Origin of the sequence: Streptococcus sp. A25 (assembly GCF_043674095.1) — a bacterium.
Lineage (GTDB): Bacteria > Bacillota > Bacilli > Lactobacillales > Streptococcaceae > Streptococcus > Streptococcus suis_V.
The window spans coordinates 42922-65809 of the sequence record NZ_JBIMJO010000004.1 but is presented as its reverse complement, the minus strand read 5'-3'; the positions used below and the strand labels follow the sequence as shown (position 1 = coordinate 65809).

Sequence of the window (22888 nt, the reverse complement as noted above, 5' to 3'; positions counted from 1 at the left end):
TTTCTCCTTTACTGTAATTCCTTGGCGAGGGTGTCTAAGACGGCATCTAGATTTTCCAGATAGGTTAGATTGTTTTCTGGATCTGCCTCAAGCGGGTCCAAGATTTTCAGGTCAACACCTGTGGAGCTCTTCAAGGTCTGGGCCAGCTTGTCTGACTTGCCCTTTTCCACAAAAATGGTTTTGACATCGTAGGTATCGACAAATTCCTTGATTTCTGCCAATTCTCGTGGATTAGGCTCTTCCTCTGACACACCAGCTATGCCCAGTTGCTGGAGGCCGTAGCGCTTAGCCATATAGGAAAAGGCTGTGTGCTGGGTGACGAAGGTCTTGGATCTTGTTTTTTCAAAGATAGGCTTGTATTTGTCTGCCAAATCCTGGTATTGCTGCTGGAGCTTGCTGGCATTTTCGTTGTAGTAACTAGCCCGCTCAGGGTCTGCCTCAGCCAGTAAATTACCAATCAAGACCGCCTCCTGCCCCACCAGAACTGGGTCCAACCAGGTATGGGGGTCGTATAGACTGGCCTCGTCCATGCCCTCTGTCGCCTCCACATCCTCCAGACCAGGAACTCGCTGTAGCTCTAAACCACTGGAGGCCTCCAGGACCTTGACCTTGGAACCTTGCACATTCGGCTCCAGGCGACCGGCCCAGGACTCCAAAATCTTAGAATGGTAGATAAAGACATCTGCGTCGTATATTCCCTTGACATCTGCTGGCGAGGGCTCATAAGAATGAATCCCATTTCTGGAGCCAATCATACGGATGTCATTGTAGTCACCAGAAATTTCCTTAACCAGTGAATAAATTGGGTAAAAGGAAGTCACAATCCGCAGACCAGATTGGACTTGGCTAGACTGGCTCTGCTGGCCACAGGCCGAGAGGACTAGTAGCATGAGTGATAAAAAGAGATATTTCATCCACTTCATTAGATTTCTCCTTGTTTTTTCGTTAACCAGTTAACTATAACATAAAAATAGTTAACTGGTCAAGTATTTTTAATAAAAAAGACAAAACAGTTGTTAACTGTTCTGTCTGATGGATATTATAATTCTGCAATCTGGCTCAAATTCACTTCTGCAATGGTATCATTACCAAACATGGAGATAACCATCTTAACCTTGTTATTATCGATTTCAGTGATTTTACCAGTGTAGTCTGTGAAGGCACCGTCAATGATGCGGACTGTGTCGCCCACCTTGACATCGATATCTCCTTGGACTGTTTGTCCCATAGATACCAGGATTTGGCGGATTTCTTCTTCTAAGAGTGGAGTTGGTTTGGAACGATTACCGTGAGAACCCACGAAACCTGTAACGTTTGGCGTATTACGAACCACGAACCAAGCCTCGTCAGTCATGACCATCTCTACCAAGACATAACCTGGGAAGCGATTTTCTTCCACTTCTTTCTTCTCGCCGTTCTTTTCTACCTGAACCGTCTGGGTTGGGATTTCCACGCGCAAGATGTTTTCCAACATATTGTAGGTATGCGCACGTTGGAGAAGGTTTTCTTTTACCTTGTTCTCGTATCCTGAATAGGTTTGTAGAACAAACCAGCCTTTATCAAAACTATCGTACATAGTCGTTCCTTTCTTTTGAAAGCTGTATTGAAGACGCTAAAAAAAGCCCGAAGGCTTTCGCTTTTCTTTATTATACCACTTCCATTTTACAAATGGCAAGTATTTTACTAGAAAAGATTGATCAAGCTCATCAAGCCCTTGGACAAAATGAGGTCAAATATATACACAAGTACCACGAAGAAGGCTGTGTATTCTACGACTGAGAAGAAATCTTTCCAACTCTGCTTGCGCGTTGGCCAGGCAGTGTCTTTTAAAATACGGAAAATATCTGCGACGAATTTCACCTGCTACTCCTATCTAGTTTCCTTGTGGACCGTATACTGACCACAGTGTTTACAAAATTTATTTACTTCTAACCGTGTTGGCTTGGGATTGCTCGATAGGGAAATAGAATAGTTACGAGATCCACAAACTGTACAAGCTAGGCTTGCTTTTTTTAGTGCCATATAGCCCTCCAATAAACCTTATTTTATCATGTTTTAGCTCATTTGACAACTACTCAAACCAACTTCTTATATTGTCTATGAGGGTGCGTGCTCGCTCAGGTAGCTGGGCATCAATGATTTGTTGCTTGGTTTCTTCTAGAAGCTGTCTTGCTCGGTCACTGATTTCCTGGATTTGCTCTGGGCTGATGACCGGCTCTGTCGGTCCTGTCTCCACTTGATTGATAGGCACAATGCCATTCATGGCGTAAGCATTGTCCACTGTAAATGGTGTCCCGCTGGTCTGACTCAAGAGATTGGCCGCAACTGTTTGGAAGAGCACAGGCGCCTTCCAGGAATTATTGGCATCGATATAGTGGGTCTCGTCAGTCTTTTCAAAACCAACCCACTGGCTGATAACCAAGTCAGGTGTATAGGCGATAATCCACTGGTCATTGATAAGAGAGACATCAAAGTTGGTCTCGGTAGTCCCCGTCTTTCCGGCTAGATTGTAGCCGTAGACATCCGCATTGACCCCTGTACCGTTGGTAAAAGTTCCCAGCATCATAGAGGTCATCTTGTCTGCCACTGACTTATCGATCACCTTGGTCGACTGAGAACGGTGGTCCACAATGACCTTGCCATTGGCCGTTTCAATACGGCTAATCAGATGAGCATCCTTCATGGTCCCATGGTTGGCAAAGGCACCATAGGCCTGGGCCATTTGCAGGGCATTGGTCTCCACACCAGATCCTATAGCCACTCCTAGTACCTTTTCAACCTTATTCATGTTCAGGCCAAATTTTTTCCCGTATTCAAAGGCGGTGTCAATCCCCAAGGTGTCGACAATGGATGCCACAGGCAAATTGTAAGACAGGGCTAAGGCTTGGTACATTGGAATAGATTCCGATGTAGACAGGTCATTATTCTGCAAGGTATAGGTCCCGTAGGTCGTCGTGTGGTTGTCCAGCTCTTTATCAATTTCCCAGCCTGCCGACACTGCCGGAGCATAGGCAACCAAGGGCTTGATGGTCGAACCCGGACTTCTCTTGGCCTGGGTTGCGAAATTGAAGTTACGGAAGGCATAATCTTCGGATGAATTAACCCGCCCAACCAGCGCTCGAACGCCACCTGTAGACGGATCCAGGGCCACGCTTGCCCCCTGAGCATAGGAACTATCATAGGCAGACTGCGGGAAGAGACTCTCATCATTAAAAATCACCTGGAGATTAGCCTGAGAGGTCTGGTCCATCTCCGTATAAATCCGGTAGCCGTTGTTGATAATGTCACTTTCTTTCAATCCATATCGGTCAATGGCCTCTGCAATAACCGCATCAAAATAAGAGGGATAGGCATAGTTGCTAGCCTTGCCCGCATAAGCATCGTAGAGCTGACTGCCCACGTCCACCTGCATTCCTGCATCAGCAGTTGCCTGATCAATAAACTGGGCATCCACCATGACCTGCAAAATAGTATTACGGCGGTTGGTCGCATTTTCAATGGAATAATAAGGATTGTAAATCTCAGGCCCCTTGAGCATGCCGGCTAAAACAGCCGATTGCTCCAGACTCAAATCGCTAGCATTAACCCCAAAATACTTGAGACTAGCATCCTGAACCCCCCAGACCCCGTTGCCAAAATAGGCATTGTTGAGGTACATGGTCAGGATTTCCTGCTTGCTATATTTTTTATTGATTTCAAGGGCCAGGAAATACTCCCTCGCCTTCCGGCTAATGGTCTGGTCCTGAGTCAGGAAGGCATTTTTGGCCAACTGCTGGGTAATGGTCGAACCACCGCCAGACCGGCCCAAGGTGAGGAAGGCCAGTAGGGTCCGCTTGTAGTTGATACCAGAATTTTCATAAAAAGTCCTGTCTTCCGTAGCGATGACGGCATTTTCCAGATTATCCGAAATGGCATCCAGCTCCACATAGGTTCCTTTCTGCCCCGACAGGGTACCAGCTTCCAAACCGTCCTTGTCATAGATAACCGTCTTGGCCTTGAGGGCCTCCTGCAAATCGCCAACATTTGCGGTCTTGGCTAGGAAGAAGAGATAGCCTCCCACCGTCAGTATCAAAACACCCAGAATAATCAGCAGAATTTTAGTCAGCTGGTAACGGCGCCAAAATTTGCGAGCAGGCTCTGGAATCCGACTTTCCTTTTTAGGTTTATCGGACCTGTCACGACTGCCTCGGGCTGAGCGACGACTAAATCTGATTTTCTTCCCACTTTCTAAACCTGGTAGGTCTATGTTTTTCGTTTCTCCCATGTCAGACTCTGCGCTTGTAAATTGGTCGCTAGTATAGGCCTTGGTCTGGTCCAGAGACTCGAAATCCTCTGGCACTTCAATGGGCTCAAACTGCAAATCGTCCTTGTCCATGCCCCCTCCTCTTTCTCTAGTTTTGGACTATTATACTATATCGGCCCAAATTTTTCAGCTACCAATCCTTTGGTTGAACTGTGACAGCCCATAAAATCGGTCTTAGGACTGAAAATATGGTAGAATAGGACTATTCTCTATTGATAAGGAAAAGACTATGACTGAAATCTACGACATTACCATTATCGGCGGTGGTCCTGTTGGGCTCTTTGCTGCCTTCTACGCCCATCTGCGCCAGGCCAAAGTCAAAGTGATTGATTCGCTGCCCCAACTCGGTGGACAACCCGCCATCCTCTATCCTGAAAAATCCATCCTGGACATTCCTGCCTTCCCAAGCCTGACTGGTCAAGAATTGACGGACAACCTGCTTGCCCAGTTAGCCCCATTTGACACCACTATTTGCCTCAATGAAACCCTGATAGCTATCCAACCGGGTGAAGTCATCACTTTGACAACCAACAAGGACACCCACCAGACCAAGTCGGTCATCATCGCCATGGGTGGCGGAGCCTTCAAGCCCCGTCCTCTGGAGATTGACGGAGCTGACAGCTATGAAAACGTTCACTACCATGTGTCCAATATCCAGCAGTACGCAGACAAGGACGTCCTTGTCTTGGGTGGTGGCGACTCCGCTGTTGACTGGTCTCTGGCCTTTGAAAAAATCGCCAAAACCACCAGCATCGTCCACCGACGCGACAATTTCCGTGCCCTAGAGCACAGCGTCGAGGACCTAAAAAAGTCTAGCGTCGCCATCCACACTCCCTATGTTCCTAAGGAACTTTCTGGGGGAAATGGCAGAGCTGCTGCTATTCGTTTCGACAAGGTCAAGAGCGAGGACCAGCTCACCCTGAACTTCGACCACCTCTTTGTCAACTACGGTTTCAAATCATCGGTCGGAACCCTGAAAGAATGGGGATTAGACCTGCATCGTCACCGCATTTTAGTCAACAGCAAACAGGAAACCTCACAGGCCGGCGTCTATGCTATCGGCGATTGTTGCTACTACGAAGGCAAGGTTGACCTGATTGCTACAGGCTTTGGCGAGGCTCCGACTGCCGTCAACAATGCCATGAACTACATCAATCCAAACGAAAAAGTGCAACCAAAACACTCAACCAGCCTATGATGAAAATTAACATTCGCATTCCCCAAGCCTTTCCAGAATTGACTGTCAAAGAAGTCTTGGAAGATTATTTTCTCATTCCCAGAAAAATCCGCCACTTCCTCCGCACCAAAAAACACGTCACCGTCAATGGGCAAACCGTTAACTGGCAGAGTTCCATTGCTCCCGGTGACCTGCTAGAATTGACCTTTGATGAGGAAGATTATCCGGAAAAGACGATTCCTATGGGGCAGGCAGACTTGGTCGAAGAGCTCTATCAAGATGAACATCTGATTATCGTTAACAAGCCCGAAGGAATGAAGACCCACGGCAATGAGCCGACGGAAATCGCCTTGCTCAACCATGTATCAGCTTATGTCGGTCAAACCTGCTATGTGGTCCACAGGCTGGATATGGAGACCAGCGGAGCCATTCTTTTTGCCAAAAATCCCTTTATCCTGCCCATTCTCAACCGTCTCTTAGAGGATAAGGTCATCTATCGCGATTATCTAGCCCTCTGCCAAGGTCATCTCAAGCAGGAGAGTTGGACCATTACAGACAAAATCGGGCGCGACCGTCATGATCGCAGGAAACGATTGGTCGATCACCGCAAGGGTCAGGAGGCTGTCACTCATGTCAAACAACTGGAAAAAGTCGGCAAGAACAGCCTGATTTCCTGTCGCTTAGAAACTGGACGCACCCACCAAATCCGCGTCCACCTAGCCCACCACGGTCATGCCCTCATTGGCGACCCACTCTATAGCAAAGTCAGCGCTCCCCGCCTCATGCTCCACGCAGCCCGCCTCAGCCTGACCCACCCACTGACACTCGAAGAAATTAGTGTAGAAGCAAGGTCGGAGAGTTTTGAGAAAGAACTGAAAAAAAGCTGAAGTTTCAGCTTTTTAACTTACATATAATTTTATGTTAATTACCCGCTTTACTCATACTCAATGAAAATCAATCTAGCCCAGCTTCAACTGTTTGGGGAACAGTTGAAGGCTGGAAATAGAGCGAACTTGTTCGCCTCAAAAATGCCGAAGGTAGAACTCTGTCGCTCTCTCGTTTCAAGGCGACAGGCTGAAAACCTCCCCCGGATCTTTTCACTCACCAAGGCTCTTGACAACGGATAAGATGATTTTCGAAGAGTATCAAATCCCCTGGCCAATCAGCTGCTCCGTCCACATGACATCATCATAGACAAAACCAAGATTGGTCTCACCGTCCAAACCATAGATAAGACGGACAGATATCTTCTCACCGGCCTTTATTTTCTCAGCCAGATTGACATCATAGGTCCGTAAGTCCAGGGTCAAAGGGAAGTCCGTTGAAAGGTCAATCAGGTTAAAATAATATTCGTCAAAGTAAATATCTTCCTGACCAGGATTTTCCACTTCCAAATCTACCACATAGGCCGAAGGGTAATAATCATCCACCAGATCCACGCTGTCGTCTTGTCCCATGGATTGCACCGTCACGCGCAGGCCATCCGCAAAGTCAACACTTTCTCCGACCTCGTGCTCTCGATAGGTCCTGGTGCTATCAAATTCCGTAGAAGGCTGGTCCAGAGAAAGCTCGCTAAAGCCAAGACCAATGATGAGTAACAAGCAAGTCACCCCTAGCACAAGACTGGCTACAGCGCCAATTATGGTGGTCCAAAAGAGGGGCTGTTTGTAGAGAGCTTTCTTAGGATAGTACATATAGCCGTCTTCGACGACGAAATCTTTCTGCTGCATAGGAACTCCTTATTTCAAGCTGGCTGTAGGCAGGTCGATGCCTGCCTGGCGTAGGGCATCTTGATAAAATCCTAAAAATTGATGGTAGATATTGCTTTGTTGACCATGTGCTACAAATAGATTGACACGGAAAACAAACTGACCATTGGTCGTATTTTGCGGTCCAAGAACTGTCACACCTGTAATCTGATCAAAGTTGCCAACTTCTCTACGGTTGACTTCCTCAATTACTCGACTTACCTGCTCCAAATCGGTGTTAAATTTAAGCGGAATATCTACCTGAGCTCGCATATCTCCACGAGATTGATTGGACACGACAAGGATATTACGATTGGGAATAAAATGCAAGGTCCCATCTGCATCACGTACTTGTGTCGTCCGAATACCCATGCTCACAATGGTGCCTGAAATAGTAATGGGACCGTTGGTTAACTTAACCACATCTCCGACGTCAAACTGTCGTTCAATTAAGATAAAGAATCCATTGACCAAGTCTGAGAGAAAACCTTGTGCCCCCAGCCCAACAGCTACCCCGGCAATCCCGGCTCCTGCAAGAAGACTAGATACCGGTAAGCCTAAAATGCTCAAGATACAATAAATGAGAATAAAGTAGAGCAAATAATTCAGAATACTCTCCACCAGACGGCTAATCGTTTTTTGGCGACCAATGTCTTGTGTAGATACCTTTAGAGAGGGAACCAAAACCTTTTTCACAGAAGCTTTGGCTATCTTCTTGATAATGTAAAATGCAACAAAGAGTAAAACTAGCGATAGAACCTTATTTAGACCTGCTGTCACAATGACCTCAATATTAAATTGAGAAAAATACTTGATAATAAAATCATTCATGAGATAATTATAGCAGAAAAAACTATAAAAACCTAAAAGACAGCCAAATGACTGTCTTTCATCTTATTTCTTCTTTGCAAAATACTGGCGTGTCTCCTTGATGATAACAGGCGAGAGAGCCAGTAAGGCAATCAAGTTTGGAAGAGCCATGAGCCCGTTCACAATATCTGCGATGGTCCAAATCAAGTCCAACTTGAGGAAACCACCTAAGGCAACCATAGCTACAAAGACCAGACGGTAAGGTAAGATGGCTTTGGTTCCAAATAGAAACTCAATACAGCGTTCCCCATAATAAGACCAACCCAGAATGGTCGTATAGGCAAAGAGAACTAAACTGATGGTCAAGGCCAAGACACCTGGCTGTCCAAATACTGTCGAAAAGGCTGCCTGAGTGAGCGGAGCCCCTGCCAACCCTTCTATAGACCACTGACCAGTTACTAGAATCGTCAAGCCTGTCAAGGTACAGATGATGAGTGTATCGATAAAGGTACCCGTCATTGAAATCAAGCCCTGTTCTACTGGATTATCTGACTTAGCTGCTGCTGCTGCAATAGGCGCCGAACCTAGACCAGATTCATTGGAGAACACCCCACGCGCAATCCCACGCTGGATTGCCTGTTGCACGGTCGCACCTGCAAAGCCACCCACAGCTGCTGCTGGGGTAAAGGCTGATGTAAGAACCATAGCTATGGTTGGCAAGAGCTGATCCCAATGCAGAGCCAAAACGATTACACTTGCCAAGACATACAAAATCGCCATAAATGGGACAATTTTAGTTGAAACATCAGAGATTTTTTCAATCCCTCCGAAGATAAAGAAAGCGATGGAAATGGCAGTTACGATGCTGACCAACTGGGGAGCCAGACCAAAGCTAGCAGACATGGATGAGGCAATGGAATTAACCTGAGAAAAAGTTCCCATCCCCAAGAGGGCCACTAAAACTCCTGAAATGGCAAAGAAAACTGCTAAAGGCTTCCACTTTTGTCCCATCCCCAAGGTGATATAGTGCATCGGACCTCCTGCTGCTTGCCCATTGGCATCCTTGGTACGGTATTTAATGGCTAAAAAGCCTTCTGCATATTTGGTTGCCATCCCGAAAAAGGCCGCCACCCACATCCAGAAGAGGGCACCTGGTCCACCTGTAGTAATAGCTGTCGCAACTCCGACAATATTTCCTGTACCAACTGTCGCTGCCAAAGCTGTACAAAGGGCCGCAAAGCTGGACACATCTCCCTGACCAGACTGGTCACTGGAGAAAATCAAACGAAAGGCCGTTGGCAACTTACTGATTTGAAAGATTCCCAACCGAAGGGTAAAATAGACACCCGTTCCGACCAATAGTAATAAGAGGGGCAGACCCCACACAAGGTTATTAATGTTTTGCATCAATTCTAACATAGCTTCCTCCTAAGTATGATTCCTAATCCTATAAAGCTGCCGGAAAAACAAAAAGAGGCTGAACACTTCAACCTCTAGAATCAACGTGAAAAATACAGAAAAAGCCTATTTTTTCAACGCTCTGTCCTTTTACCTGAGAGTTTCAGTAGCTCTACTTTTCCAAGCAGGACTACCTTGCCCCTTCGGTGCCAAAATGGTCTCTCCAGAGTTCCGTCCATTGAACAGTCAGTTTCCCTTCTACCCAATATCAACCGGTTATTCAGTTTTATCTTGCTCTATTCTAGACTATTTTTCAGGAAAAATCAAGCAAGTTTTCAAAAAATTATCCCAACAAGTCCAAAAACAGTCCATATCCTGCTTCTTCCATTTCCTCTCTCGGGATGAAGCGAAGGGCTGCGGAGTTGATACAGTAACGGAGACCGCCTTTATCACGTGGTCCATCATCAAAGACATGACCTAAATGAGCATGACCAGCCCGACTGCGGACTTCAATACGGTTCATGCCGTGGGACTTATCTTGGAAATAAGTCGCCACTTCCTTGCTGATTGGTTTGGTAAAGGAGGGCCAGCCGCAGCCTGAGTCGAATTTGTCTGTCGAGAGAAAGAGCGGCTCGCCAGTCGTAATATCGACGTAGATGCCAGCTTGGTCGCTATTCCAAAACTCATTTTCGAAGGGTCTTTCCGTCGCAGCTTCTTGAGTGACTTGATACTGGAGGTCGGTCAAGCTGTCTTTTAAGACTTGCTGGTCTGGCTTTTGGTAGTCTGCTACATCAATCAGAGGGATTTTTGCCTGCCCAAGATCGATATGACAGTACCCTTGGGGATTTTTCTTGAGATAATCCTGATGGTAATCTTCGGCGGGAATGTAATGTGCGAGTGGCTCCACTTCAACGGCTAGGGGGCGTCCGCCAAAGAGCTGGGACTGCTCCGTCATGACTTGCTCGATAGTCGGCAAATCAGCCTCATCTGTGTAATAGATACCAGTCCGATACTGGCGACCTTTGTCAGGTCCCTGCTGATTGACAGAGAAGGGGTCAATGACGCGGAAATAGTAGAGGAGAATTTCCCGCAAATTGATACGAGTCTCATCATAGGCTAGATAGAGCGTCTCTGCGTGGTCTGTTTGTTTGAGGAGTTGATAATTGGTCGTCTCCACCTGCCCATTAGCATAGCCCACGCTGGTGTCAAGAATGCCATCAATCTGGGAAAAGTAGCCTTCCATTCCCCAGAAACAACCGCCTGCTAGGTAAATTTCTTTCATGTTTGTCTCCTCCTATATCATCTAATCTATTCTTAAAAGTAGGACGCATATTCCTCCCGCCTACTCTATCTCATCTTGAATTTCTTCATTTTTTGTATCTGTGTTGGACAACTTTTGCTCAATATACTGGTCAATATACTGGTAAACCTCCTTAGCATCTGCCTGTGACAAGCTGGCAACCTGGTTGACCTTGACCGTCAATTTCTCTAATCCGTATTTCGACTTTTCCTTGACTAATTTTTCCAATTCTTGTTCGGTCAGTTCTTGTCCGACAATGGTAATCTCCAACTGATTTTTAGTTTTATTATAAGTCCGGCTAAGAATAGTGTGAGAGGTAAATTTCTCGCTAATGTATTGATTCATGGCATCCTTACGGGCATAGTCTAAGACCAGATTTCCTGCTGAAAGCAGACTCGGAATGGTCAAGGCAAGTACTAGAGCCGTCATACCATATCTCAATTTTGGGTTCAATTTGTTCAATTCAACTGCCTTGGTCCGTCGCATCATAAAGCGGGAGCCGAAAAAGGTGGTCAACATGATGAAGATACAGTTGATCAAAAAGAGGTAGAGGGCTCCAAAGAAGTACTGGGTATTACCATGAGCCAAGCCAAAACCTGCTGTACAAATAGGAGGCATGAGGGCTGTCGCAATGGCAACACCGGGCACAATATTATTGGCCTCTTTTTTCCGACTGCCAATCACTCCAGCAATTCCGCCAGCAATGGCAATAATAATATCCCAGACTGTCGGCGAAATTCTAGCAGTCAACTCTGTACTGGCTACTGTAATCGGCGAAAGATAGAAATAGATGCTGGATACCAGCAGGCTAATAACAACTTCGACAGCCAGCAACTTCAACGCCTTCTTCATCAAGGCAAGGTCATAAATCGCCAAGCCCAGACCAAGCCCAACAATCGGTGTCATCAAGGGGGAAATCAGCATAGCACCGATAATCACTGCCGTGCTATTCATATTTAAACCAACAGAAGCAATAAAAATCGCACACATTAGGATAACTATATCACGAGTCTGTAAATCCAACTCTTCAAAGAGCTTATCACGGTATTCCATGGTTGTAAAATACTTGTTTTTCATATTCTCCACTCTCAGTTTTTTAGGTAACTTTATTATAACAATCTATTTTTTGATAGATAAAAAGGACTTTTCTCAGTCCTTCCTAGCTAGGCAATTTCTGCCAAGATTGCTTTGATTTGGTCTTTGGTATGCACACCTGCTACTTGTTTCACAACTTGTCCATCTTTTTTGAACAAAAGGGTTGGGATAGACATGATTCCAAATTGACGAGCTGTGTTTGGATTCTCATCAACATCCATCTTGTAGATACGCAGTTCATCTTCATCCACTTCGCCTGCTAATTGCTCTAAGATTGGTGCTTGCATGCGGCATGGACCACACCAAGGTGCCCAAAAGTCAACAAGGACTACGCCTTCTTGTGTTTCAACTTCAAAGTTTGCATCTGTAATAACTTGAACCATGATTTTCTCCATTTCTGATTTTGGTACTATCATTCTACACCAAATGAAGAGAGAATGCGAATTTTTGCTACGGGATGAGAGTGGAGATAGGCATGTCGAAAAAATAGTGACTTAAAACGGACTATTGTCAAGCCAAGCTAGACCGCAGGGAGCAAGCGTGAAATAGAAAATGGTTCTTCCTGTCAAATCCAGTTGTAGCAACGGGACAAGATGACGGAGTAGGTGCTACGGAGCAAGAAATTGAATAGACATACTTTGGATATCTTAAATTGAAAAGCAGATTGAACAAGTGAAACTAGACCGTAAGGATACCAGAGGGGACTAATAATCCCTTTGACTTGCCAGGTTCATTGCCAAAAGAAAAAAGTTGAACCTTTTCAACTTTTTTCCGTCAAATCCACCACGTAGGTCAATTCTTGATAGGCATCTTCTATGTCAAAGAGACCCAAGCCAGCTTCTTCACTGACTACATAAACACCTTCTCTCAAATAGTAGGGAACTTGCTGACCTTCAATATCTGAAAAGGACAATCTACCTCGCTCTAAATCAATTCCAAAACGGATGGTTGGGATGTCTTTGGGTGCTCCGACGACTAGATAGTCCGAGCAAACTAGCTGTCCGCCCCATTTTTGATACAAGTGATTGGCTACATCTCCCTCTCTGGTAAAGATGGCTAGTTTCTCTACACCTTGCTCTCTCAACTCCTGCTCTGCTTTTTCAAAAAGCGCCTGGGCAATACCCTGACCTTGAAAATCAGGGTGGACTGCTAGGTTAGTAAAATAAGCTGTCCGCTTACTTGGTGCGTAAATATAAGACTGGCTGCACTCTTCCGTGTAAATATCGATGTCGATTAGACCAACAATTTGTCCGTTTACTTCAGCCACCCATTCCACGCGGTAGTCATAAACGTCTGTCATTAGTTCGGGCTTCTCTGTTTCTCTATCATCAAAGAATGGGGAAAAGAGGTAGCTGAGTGCCTTGCAATAAACCCAGCCTTTTTCATCACTGGTTTGATAGTTTCTGATAATCATAATGTTACTCATAGCTCCTTACTTAAAGGTCACAATGGTACAGCCTGATCCACCAGCATTTTGTGGGGCGTAGCCGAACTCCTTGACCTGCTTGTTGCGACGGAGGTACTTGGTCACTCCTTCTCGGATGACTCCAGTACCGATACCGTGAACAATATCGACTTGGGCCATATTGTTAAGCAGGGCCTGGTCGATGAATTCATCCAATTCCATCATAGCCTCTTCGTAGCGTTTGCCACGGAGGTCTAAGCGGGCTTTTGGTCCTCGTACATTGGCACGTTTAACTGTATGAACCTGGCGCTTCTTAGGCTGCTCTGCCTTCTCCACCTTAACTAGCTCAAACTCCTCCTTAGTCAAGGTCATCTTAATCAAGCCCACCTGTGCTTCCCAACGGCCGTCCTTTAGTTGATTGGTCAAGGTACCACGTTGTCCATAGGCTGTGACGATAATATCATCACCCACCTTGGCAGCACGCTGGATTTTGGCTTTTTTCAGCACCTTGTTTTTAGACAAATCCACCACTTCAGGCGCCAATTTTTTCAGCTCGGCCTTGGCTTCGATAATCTGATGGGGTTTGAGGCTGGCTGCTGCATGGAGATTTTTGAGAATGTCCTCACTTTCTGCCAAAGCCAAGTCAACGATTTCCCTAGCTTCCAGACGGGCCTTATTGAGCTCGTTTTCTCTCTCACGATTGAGTTCGTCATAGAGTTTGCGGAGAGCCCTGTTCATCTTAAAGTTTTCTTGTTCTACTTCATGAATCTTATCTAGTCGATGGCGACTTTCAACTGTCTGACTTTCCAATTTCTCGATAACGCGGTTCACATCGCTATCTGTATCGGTCCAAGACTGGGCTGACTGGATGATGATATCCGATAAACCTAAACGCCGGGCAATTTCAAAGGCATTGGAGCGACCAGGAACACCCTGCATAAATTTATAGGTCGGACGCAGGCTATTGGTATCAAATTCCATGCTAGCATTTTCAATACCTGAGGTTTCTATCCCGTAAGCCTTGAGCTCAGGGTAGTGGGTAGTCGCCATTGTCTTGATCCCCCGCAGGCGAAGGTCATCCAAAATAGCCATTGCCAGCGACGCACCCTCTTGGGGATCTGTACCCGCCCCCAACTCGTCAAAGAGAATGAGGGAATCCTGATCCGCCTCCGCCAAAATCGCTACCGTATGGGTCATGTGACTGGAGAAGGTCGATAAACTCTGCTCGATGGACTGTTCATCACCAATATCCGCAAAAATTTCCTTGAAAACAGCGACCCGACTACCCTTATCAGCCAAGATTGGTAAGCCAGACTGGGCCATAAGATGGGTCAAACCCAAGGTTTTGAGCATGATGGTCTTACCACCCGTGTTGGGACCTGTAATCACAATAGCCGTCAACTGACTACCAAAATAAAGGTCGTTGGGTACAGGCTGGGCAATCAGAGGATGGCGGACATTGAGCAGGGCAATATCCTGCTTATCAGAAAGCCTAGGAACCACCGCCTTGTACTCACGCGCAAAAAGATGTTTGCCACGAATAAAGTCCAAATGACCAATGACCCAAGCATTATTCCGAATAATACCGCTATGTGGTCGCAACATATCCGACAATTCCTGCAAGATCCGACTAATTTCATGCCGTTCTTCTGCACGCAAGTGACTAATGTCTTCATTTAAACTCACTACAGCCCGTGGTTCAATATAAACGGTCGAGCCAGAAGCGGAAATATCGTGGACAACCCCTGCAATCTTATTCCGATAGGTATTTTTTACAGGAAGAACATTGCGACCGTTCCTACTAGCCAGGATAGTATCTGACAGCATATCGCTCTTGTTCTTCAAAATATCCTGCATGACCTGACGGACCTGATCCTCTGCTTCACGGATCTTCCGGCGGATTTTCGCCAGCTTTTCAGAAGCAAAATCCTCTACAAAACCAGCATCATTGATGGACTGGAGCGAGCCTTGTAGATGCGGAAAGAGCTCGATTTTCTCAAAATGCTTGTCCAACTGGCTTAGCTGGATGTTTTCCAGATTGCCATAAAAATCCAAGAGGGATTTGGACACCTCCAGGACTTTTTTGACAGCTAAGAGCTCCGTAATATTGAGGTCCGTATCCAACTCCAAACGACGCATGGCTGGATTGATGTCTGTAGTCTCAGACAGGCTGAAATAGGGATTTTCCACAAAAATCTGCCCCATGTCTGTCAATTCATCAAAGGCCTGCTGGATACGGTTGATGTCCACCATGGGCTCCAGTTGCCGTAATTCGTCCAAGCCCTGGTCTGTCAGCAGATAGGGCTCAATTTTTCGTCTTACTTTGTGAAATTCAAGGGTTTCAATAATTTTATGATTCATACTTTCCTACTTAGAAAAAGAGTAGGTTGCCCTACCCTGTAATATTACTTAGCCAGACAGCCTTGAAAAAATGAGCCGTCGGAATGTACTGGATTAGCAGATTTGCTAGGAAACTTTTCTGGAGTTGCTCCTGTACAAGGTCCACAGGAATAGTCGCCACCAGGACCAAGACCATTTGCAGAGAAAGCAAGGCCACCACTACCGCAATGGCACCACTGATAAGGTTTGATTGGATTGTATCAGGATTGTAGGCTTCCAAGAGGTGGACAAAGATTCCAACAAAACGCATGATGGCATAGACCAGGAGATAGACTGTCAGAAAGGCCAAGCCTGCATAGAAGACCTGGTCCAAATCAAACAGGTATTTTTCATCAAAATAATAGTTAAAGCTACCCTGGGTTGCATTGGCAAAGGGTACCCATAGATAGAGAATCCCTGACAACTTCTTATAGGTCAAGGCCGCCACCAAGATAGCAAAGAGGCTAGACACACCGTAAAAGCCTTGAAGGACCAGTCCTCGACTATAGCCGATATAAAAACTCCAGGCTAGGAGGATAAGAATTGCAATTGATACCATGTCTACTCCTCAAGCTCATCTAGGTCCAGCAGGGTCACGTTCTTTTTTAAGACCTTTTCTTTCATGGCCGCCAATTCTGCCTCTGTCTTTTCAAAGGCCATCTCGCGGGTCAGCTGGACTGAGAGGGAATTGATAGCCAACAACAAGGCCAGGGTTTCAGGGTCTGCCTTGGGCATTTTCTCCTTGATGGCCTGGTATTTTTCCTGGGCTAGCTTCTCCACTTCCGTCATAAAACGATTGTCATGCTCGGTCGTCAGGGTTAATTGTTTTTCACCAAATGTAAATTTATATCGATTCAGATTTGCCATTGTACACCTCGCTTCCTATTATACCTCAAAATGGCTATTTTCGCCAATTCCTACTATATAGAGTGTTTTCTACGCGCAAAGTCTACAAAGCGGAATTTGTCGATTTTGTGCTTGCTTTCAGTGTATTGGAATTGCTTGGTATCTCCCAGATAGACGCGGGATTTGATGAGGACCAGATAGTCATCTTCATTTTTCATGAGCTCTCGCTCCTCACGGCTGGTCGGCTCAACAGTAATTTCCTTTTGGGCATAGGCAATATCCAGCTTGAGGGTCTTCTCCAGATAATTGTAAATGGAAGATGCAGCAATTTCCTTGGTAATGGTCGGCACAATATCCGCAGACAGGTAGTCAGTATCCACAACCGACACCTTGCCATCAATAGAACGTGTACGGACAACTTTCCAGACCTTGCTATGGGGTTCAAACCCAGTCAAATTCGCCAAGTTGCTACTGATAACAATCTGATCCAGGCTGACTACTTCTGTCTTGGTCTCCAGCTGCAAAGACTCAGCCAATTCCTGGTAGGAAGTCAGACCAGAAACAGGGAAATTCAGCATTTCTTGCTTGAGAACTAGGGAACCTCGGCCCTGAACTTTCTGAATCATACCTCTTTCTGTCAACATAGACAGGGCCTTGCGGACAGTATCACGACTGACACCGTAAATTTCTTGCAGGCGCTGCTCGGTCGGCAGACTGGTTTCAGCAGGGTAGGTATTTGTACGGATTTTTTCCTTTAAGTCATTGTAAATTTCCTGGTATTTCTTCATGATGTCTCCTTAATTTGTAGCCACTTTATCATACAACTACTCTAGTATAACAGAAATTTTATGAAATTTTATGAAATTTTATAAAAAAATGTTAAAAACGCTTGCAATATTTTTTGAAATCGGATACAATGGTCTTTGTAAACAAAATTTGTTCGTACAAATTTTAAAAAAGACATACTTTTGGGAGATGTCTAAAAATATAAGGTGACGGATTCCATAAGCCATCTAGAAGGAAAAATATATGGGAAAATTTGAAAAAGAAGCCAAACAGCTCTTGGACGCTATTGGCGGAAAAGAAAATGTTAACGCAGTTGCTCACTGTGCAACACGTATGCGCTTTGTTCTTGCGGATGACAAAAAAGCAAATGTAAAAGTCATCGAAGATATTCCAGCAGTAAAAGGAACCTTCACCAACGCTGGTCAGTTCCAAGTAATCATTGGTAATGACGTGCCAATCTTCTACGGCGATTTCACAGCTGTATCAGGTATTGAAGGGGTTTCTAAAGAAGCAGCCAAGTCAGCTGCCAAAAGTAATCAAAACCCAGTTCAACGTGTCATGACCATGTTGGCTGAAATCTTTACCCCAATCATTCCAGCTCTTATCGTTGGTGGTTTGATTCTTGGTTTCCGTAACGTGCTTGAAGGCGTGCAGTTTTCAGCTCTAGATGGGAAAACTATTGTTGAAGTGTCTCCATTTTGGAGTGGGGTAAACCATTTCTTATGGTTGCCAGGTGAAGCGATTTTCCACTATCTACCAGTAGGGATTACTTGGTCTGTGACTCGTAAGATGGGAACTTCACAAATCCTTGGTATCGTTCTTGGGATCTGTTTGGTGTCACCTCAATTGCTTAATGCCTATGCTGTGCCAAGCACATCAGCAGCAGAAATTGCTAAAGATTGGGTTTGGGACTTTGGCTTCTTCACTGTTAACCGTATCGGTTACCAAGCACAAGTTATTCCAGCTCTTCTAGCAGGTTTGTCACTAGCTTACCTTGAAAAATTCTGGCGCAAGGTTATTCCAGAAGTGGTTTCAATGATTTTTGTGCCATTCTTATCACTTGTTCCAGCTCTTATCCTAGCTCATACTGTTCTTGGTCCAATCGGATGGACTATCGGACAATGGTTATCAACAATTGTGCTTGCTGGTTTGACAGGACCGCTTAAATGGTTCTTCGGTGCAGTCTTTGGTGCTCTTTATGCGCCATTTGTTATCACTGGTCTTCACCACATGACAAACGCAATCGATACCCAATTGATTGCAGATACAGGTGGAACTGGTCTATGGCCAATGATCGCTCTTTCAAACATTGCACAGGGATCAGCAGTATTTGCTTACTTCCTTATTAACCGTCACAACGAACGTGAGGCACAAATCTCACTTCCAGCAACGATCTCAGCTTATCTCGGAATTACTGAACCAGCTCTCTTTGGGGTTAACGTAAAATATGTGTACCCATTTGTAGCAGGTATGATTGGTTCAGGGATTGCAGGTTTACTTTCTGTAACCTTTAACATTCAAGCAGCTTCTATCGGTATCGGTGGTCTTCCAGGTATCTTGTCTATCAAGGCTGAATACTGGGGTGCATTCTTTATGACAATGATTGTTGCGATTGTTGTCCCAATGATTTTGACAGCTGTTTTCAAACGTACAGGTGCATTTTCAAAAAAAGAAGAAACTGTTGAAGAAGTTGTAGTCGTAACTGAAACTGTCGTTGAAACTGGTTCTGCTATCGAATTGATCAGCCCCCTAACTGGTCAAGCAAAAGAATTGTCACAGGCAACTGACCCTGTATTCGCATCTGGGGTCATGGGACAAGGTGTCCTTATCGATCCTAGCGAAGGCATCTTAGTTGCACCTGTTGACGGTGAAGTATCTGTCCTCTTCCCTACTAACCACGCTGTTGGTATCACTGCTACAAACGGAGTTGAACTCCTTATGCACATCGGTATGGATACTGTCGGATTGGAAGGTAAAGGCTTCACAGCTCACGTCAAACAAGGTGACAAAGTAAAAGCTGGCGATAAATTGATTAGCTTTGACATCGATGTCATCAAGGCTGCTGGTCTCGTCGCTGAAACACCAGTTATCGTGACCAACCAAACGGATTTCAATACAGAGGTTCTTGGAAGCCTTCCTCGTTCAGTAGAACGTGGCCAAGCTATCTTGAAAGCAACAAAAGCATAAAACAATATAAGTGTAGAGAGTTGGTAACCCCAACTCTTTGCCGTTGATTACATCATTTTTGAGAAAGGAAATGGTACTATCATCATGACCATTGACAAACGTAAAGTCGTCTATCAAATCTACCCCAAATCTTACAAAGACACGACCGGAAATGGTGTCGGGGATCTACGAGGAATTATTGAAAAACTTCCATATCTAAAAGAGCTAGGCATTGATATGATTTGGCTCAATCCCTTCTACCCAAGTCCGCAAAGGGACAACGGCTATGACATTTCTGATTACACAGCTGTCAATCCTGATTTTGGCACCATGGCTGACTTTGAAGAAATGGTGGCTGTCGGTAAAGAGCTGGGTATTGAATTTATGTTGGACATGGTCCTCAATCACTGCTCAACGGAGCATGAATGGTTCCAAAAGGCCCTAGCAGGCGACAAATACTATCAAGATTTCTTTATCCTACGTGACCAGCCAACCGACTGGGTTTCCAAGTTTGGCGGCAATGCCTGGGCTCTCTTTGGCGATACTGGGAAATACTACCTCCACCTCTTTGATGTGACCCAAGCCGACCTCAACTGGCGAAACCCTCATGTCCGCGAAGAACTGTTCAAGGTGGTCAACTTCTGGAAAGACAAGGGTGTCAAAGGCTTCCGCTTCGATGTCATTAACTTGATTGGTAAGGACGAAGTTTTGGTGGACTGCCCAATTAACGACGGCAAACCTGCCTATACCGACCGCCCTATCACCCACGACTACCTCCGCATGATGAACAATGCCACCTTTGGAAGGGAAGAAGGCTTTATGACCGTTGGCGAAATGTCTGCCACAACCATTGAAAACTGCATTCTGTACACGGCTCCTGAGCGTGAGGAATTGTCCATGGCCTTTAATTTCCACCACCTCAAGGTGGATTACAAGGATGGTAAAAAATGGACCATCATGGACTTTGATTTTGAGGAACTCAAGCGCCTCTTCCACACTTGGGGCGAGGAAATGTCTGTCGGCAATGGCTGGAATGCCCTCTTCTACAACAACCACGACCAGCCACGCGCCCTCAACCGCTTTGTCGATGTGGAGAATTTCCGCAAGGAAGGAGCAACCATGCTAGCAGCCTCTATCCACTTGTCCCGCGGTACGCCTTATATCTACATGGGCGAGGAAATCGGTATGATTGACCCTGACTACGATAGCATGGATGATTATGTCGATGTCGAGAGCCTTAATGCCTACCAAATGCTCTTAGAACAGGGAAACACACCTGATGTGGCCTTCAAGATTATCCAAGCCAAGTCGCGTGACAATGCCCGCACACCCATGCAGTGGGATGCTTCTGAAAATGCCGGTTTCTCAACAGGTACTCCTTGGCTAAAAGCTGGTAAATCGTACAAGACCATAAACGTTGAGACCGAAAAAACAGGCCCAATCTTCACCTTCTACCAAGACTTGATTCGACTTCGTAAGGAATTACCAATCGTGTCTGAAGGGGATTACAAGGCTGCCTACAAGGACAGCGACAAGGTTTACGCCTTTGAGCGCCTCCACGACGGTCAAAAACTCTTGGTCCTCAACAACTTCTTCCCAGAAGAAGTTCAACTAGAGTTGGCAGACGATTACGCACAAGGCAGCATCCTCATTGACAACTACAGCGACACCAAACTCGGAAAAACCATTCGACTGAAACCTTATCAATCCCTTGCCATTTGGGCCGATTAAAGACCAAGACTCGGAAGTTTCTCCCGAGTTTTTTAGTGTTTCTTTGATTGTAATCGCCTTTTGATAAAAAAATAAAGGCTACCAAAAGCATAAATCACAAACAAGATTGTGCCAATCAGAAAGAGGATGTACAGAACATAGGGATGGTTGGACCATAAACGTCAGAACCAATACCACCAGCCAGCGCTGTCCCCAGGTCATCTTACGCTGAAGTAACCAATAGAGAAAATCCTCTCCTGCATTGGTCCGGGTTTCCAGATATTCCTTCCATAAGCCAGATACAAAATTTGGCACAACCAGCCCTCCTCTTATTTTTAAACAGTATATCCTATTTTTGCAATCAAAAACAGAAAAATCGAACCTGTTTCGATTCGATTTCCCGTATTTTTATGGATTGAAAGACACGTGGACGTGGTCATAGTGGTTTTCTGTTACACTTCCGCGGTCTGGCATTGGATTCCAGGTATAGGCTGGTCCGTAAATGCTTGGATATGGTGAGTAGAAACGTTGCTTCCAAATGATGTAGGAAATGTTGCGGGCACCCATATTGGCAATGGCATAGTCAGCAACCTGGTCACCGAGGGCTGAGCTCACTGGCACCATGAAATCAATAGCCAATCCTTTACCGTGGTCTTGGGGATCTCCAGGACGGTATCCTGAAAAAGAAGTAATACCGAAAGTATTTGCAACTTCTTCTTTAAATGCTGCAACCTGGGGCTGGAGGCCACTATTATCATAAACTACCGTAGCAACTGGTGCTGGTGTTTCAGCCACTGGAGTCTCTACCACCGGCTCTTCTGCTACAACAGACTCACTTGCTGGCTCCACTACTGGAGTTTCAGCTACTGGCTCTGCCACTGGTGCTTCAACTGGAGCAACCTGTTCTGCTGCTGGAGCTGCCACCGCTTCTGTTGTTTCGGGTATAGAAACTTGGGGCACTTCTACTGTAGCTACCTCGGCTGGAATATCGGCAGGGACTTCTGTTTCAGCTACTGGAGCAGTCGGTTCTGTCGCTGGAGCAGGGACTTCTACCTCGTCGAGATGAACAACTGTATCGTCGATGGTCGCCTGGTTTGTCTGCAAATCCACCGTCGCTTGAACAGGCTCTTGATTGGCTGTCTGGGCAGGTGCTTCAATTTCGATTTGGGTCACTTGGTTATTTTGGTCAACTGTCGTGGTCAATACCGTATCTGGGAAAATCAGGTTGACATCTGTAATTTGATTGACCTTGGCTAGGATTTCCATATCCAGATTCATGGCATCAGCAATGGCACTCAAGGTATCGCCATACTTGATGGTGTAAGTGAGTTGGCCCCCTTGATTGACCAATTCAGCGCTAATCTCAGAGACATTGCGTGGTGTCCATTCCAAGGCGGAAATTGTCGGAGCTGCCAGGCCAGTTGCCAAGAGTGACAAGGCTACAGAGGATGCGTAGAACATTTTCTTATTCTCTTTCAGTACAGATCTTTTTCTCTTTCTTTTCATATAAACCGGTTTGTTTGTCTGTTTACGTTTCACAAAACATTCCTTCTTTCTTTTGAGATAGACCTATGATAGCGGAATTTTTTTTGCAAAACAAGCCTTTCCCAGGCTTTTAAACAAGCTGTAAACAAACCAAATTGATTGTCACTTGAGCATTATATTTGTCACAAGATTGTCATAGTGACCTGATATGTGGCTTCAAGACTGACTATCTCCTGCCATAAAGAAAAAAGGTTGGACTTCTCCAACCTCTCAAAACCTA

The 22888-nt window shown here is 45.5% G+C and carries 22 protein-coding genes and 1 riboswitch; of the genes, 4 read left to right on the top strand and 18 right to left on the bottom strand.

Annotated features, from left to right (window positions below):
• Positions 1-8 precede the first annotated feature (8 nt).
• The 5 genes from ACHBID_RS02785 to pbp2a form a co-directional block, all read right to left on the bottom strand.
• Positions 9-923, bottom strand: coding sequence for a metal ABC transporter solute-binding protein, Zn/Mn family (locus tag ACHBID_RS02785; protein WP_394731623.1), 915 nt, complete (start codon positions 921-923; stop codon positions 9-11).
• A gap of 116 nt (positions 924-1039) precedes the next feature.
• Positions 1040-1576 (bottom strand): transcription termination/antitermination protein NusG, encoded by a 537-nt coding sequence (gene nusG, locus ACHBID_RS02780; RefSeq protein WP_105111755.1) that lies wholly within the window; start codon positions 1574-1576, stop codon positions 1040-1042.
• Positions 1577-1683: 107 nt separating this feature from the next.
• Positions 1684-1860, bottom strand: a complete 177-nt coding sequence (gene secE / locus ACHBID_RS02775; RefSeq protein WP_105111754.1) for a preprotein translocase subunit SecE — start codon at positions 1858-1860, stop codon at positions 1684-1686.
• 9 nt (positions 1861-1869) lie between these two features.
• Positions 1870-2022 (bottom strand): 50S ribosomal protein L33, encoded by a 153-nt coding sequence (gene rpmG, locus ACHBID_RS02770; protein ID WP_002940258.1) that lies wholly within the window; start codon positions 2020-2022, stop codon positions 1870-1872.
• Positions 2023-2071: 49 nt separating this feature from the next.
• Positions 2072-4264, bottom strand: a complete 2193-nt coding sequence (gene pbp2a / locus ACHBID_RS02765; RefSeq protein ID WP_394731641.1) for a penicillin-binding protein PBP2A — start codon at positions 4262-4264, stop codon at positions 2072-2074.
• Between the two features lie 268 nt (positions 4265-4532).
• On the opposite strand from pbp2a, the gene ACHBID_RS02760 reads away from it, so the two are divergent.
• Both ACHBID_RS02760 and ACHBID_RS02755 read left to right on the top strand, forming a co-directional pair.
• Positions 4533-5501: an NAD(P)/FAD-dependent oxidoreductase gene (locus ACHBID_RS02760; protein WP_394731622.1), complete on the top strand. Its 969-nt coding sequence runs from the start codon at positions 4533-4535 to the stop codon at positions 5499-5501.
• A complete protein-coding gene (locus tag ACHBID_RS02755; protein WP_125266554.1) occupies positions 5501-6367 on the top strand; it encodes an RluA family pseudouridine synthase in 867 nt (288 codons plus the stop codon). The genes ACHBID_RS02760 and ACHBID_RS02755 overlap by 1 nt, the downstream gene beginning before the upstream one ends.
• Positions 6368-6625: 258 nt before the next feature.
• On the opposite strand, the gene ACHBID_RS02750 is transcribed toward ACHBID_RS02755, so the two are convergent.
• The 11 genes from ACHBID_RS02750 to treR all read right to left on the bottom strand — a co-directional run bounded on the left by ACHBID_RS02750 (position 6626) and on the right by treR (position 17249).
• Positions 6626-7210: a DUF4352 domain-containing protein gene (locus ACHBID_RS02750; RefSeq protein WP_105161228.1), complete on the bottom strand. Its 585-nt coding sequence runs from the start codon at positions 7208-7210 to the stop codon at positions 6626-6628.
• Positions 7211-7219: 9 nt separating this feature from the next.
• Entirely contained in the window at positions 7220-8059 is an 840-nt protein-coding gene (locus tag ACHBID_RS02745; RefSeq protein ID WP_105161227.1) for a mechanosensitive ion channel family protein, read from the bottom strand.
• Positions 8060-8122: 63 nt separating this feature from the next.
• Positions 8123-9457, bottom strand: coding sequence for a sodium:alanine symporter family protein (locus tag ACHBID_RS02740; RefSeq protein WP_125266549.1), 1335 nt, complete (start codon positions 9455-9457; stop codon positions 8123-8125).
• 111 nt (positions 9458-9568) lie between these two features.
• Positions 9569-9673: riboswitch (glycine riboswitch) on the bottom strand.
• A gap of 106 nt (positions 9674-9779) precedes the next feature.
• The gene (gene msrB, locus ACHBID_RS02735) at positions 9780-10718 is read right to left on the bottom strand and encodes a peptide-methionine (R)-S-oxide reductase MsrB (protein WP_105161225.1); all 939 of its coding nucleotides are present in this window, start codon (positions 10716-10718) and stop codon (positions 9780-9782) included.
• Positions 10719-10778: 60 nt separating this feature from the next.
• The gene (locus ACHBID_RS02730; RefSeq protein WP_105161224.1) at positions 10779-11813 is read right to left on the bottom strand and encodes a DUF389 domain-containing protein; all 1035 of its coding nucleotides are present in this window, start codon (positions 11811-11813) and stop codon (positions 10779-10781) included.
• Between the two features lie 86 nt (positions 11814-11899).
• The gene (gene trxA / locus ACHBID_RS02725) at positions 11900-12214 is read right to left on the bottom strand and encodes a thioredoxin (RefSeq protein ID WP_105108141.1); all 315 of its coding nucleotides are present in this window, start codon (positions 12212-12214) and stop codon (positions 11900-11902) included.
• Between the two features lie 377 nt (positions 12215-12591).
• A complete protein-coding gene (locus tag ACHBID_RS02720; protein WP_105111746.1) occupies positions 12592-13245 on the bottom strand; it encodes a GNAT family N-acetyltransferase in 654 nt (217 codons plus the stop codon).
• An 18-nt stretch (positions 13246-13263) separates the two neighbouring features.
• Entirely contained in the window at positions 13264-15597 is a 2334-nt protein-coding gene (locus ACHBID_RS02715; protein WP_105161223.1) for an endonuclease MutS2, read from the bottom strand.
• A 31-nt stretch (positions 15598-15628) separates the two neighbouring features.
• Complete coding sequence (locus ACHBID_RS02710; protein WP_105111744.1) at positions 15629-16174, bottom strand: CvpA family protein; 546 nt, start codon at positions 16172-16174, stop codon at positions 15629-15631.
• 2 nt (positions 16175-16176) lie between these two features.
• Complete coding sequence (gene zapA, locus ACHBID_RS02705) at positions 16177-16482, bottom strand: cell division protein ZapA (RefSeq protein WP_105111743.1); 306 nt, start codon at positions 16480-16482, stop codon at positions 16177-16179.
• 53 nt (positions 16483-16535) lie between these two features.
• Positions 16536-17249 (bottom strand): trehalose operon repressor, encoded by a 714-nt coding sequence (gene treR / locus ACHBID_RS02700; protein ID WP_105111742.1) that lies wholly within the window; start codon positions 17247-17249, stop codon positions 16536-16538.
• A gap of 241 nt (positions 17250-17490) precedes the next feature.
• On the opposite strand from treR, the gene treP reads away from it, so the two are divergent.
• Both treP and treC read left to right on the top strand, forming a co-directional pair.
• Positions 17491-19434 carry a PTS system trehalose-specific EIIBC component gene (treP, locus tag ACHBID_RS02695; RefSeq protein ID WP_394731621.1) on the top strand — a complete coding sequence of 648 codons (1944 nt, stop codon included), beginning with the start codon at positions 17491-17493 and terminating at the stop codon, positions 19432-19434.
• A gap of 84 nt (positions 19435-19518) precedes the next feature.
• Positions 19519-21144: an alpha,alpha-phosphotrehalase gene (gene treC / locus ACHBID_RS02690; RefSeq protein ID WP_105161222.1), complete on the top strand. Its 1626-nt coding sequence runs from the start codon at positions 19519-19521 to the stop codon at positions 21142-21144.
• Between the two features lie 78 nt (positions 21145-21222).
• Here treC and ACHBID_RS02685 read toward each other — a convergent pair whose 3' ends face one another.
• On the bottom strand, positions 21223-21438 hold the full coding sequence (locus tag ACHBID_RS02685; RefSeq protein WP_238140694.1) for a hypothetical protein: 216 nt from the start codon (positions 21436-21438) through the stop codon (positions 21223-21225).
• Between the two features lie 93 nt (positions 21439-21531).
• A complete protein-coding gene (locus ACHBID_RS02680) occupies positions 21532-22662 on the bottom strand; it encodes a LysM domain-containing protein (protein ID WP_105122371.1) in 1131 nt (376 codons plus the stop codon).
• Positions 22663-22888: the final 226 nt, after the last annotated feature.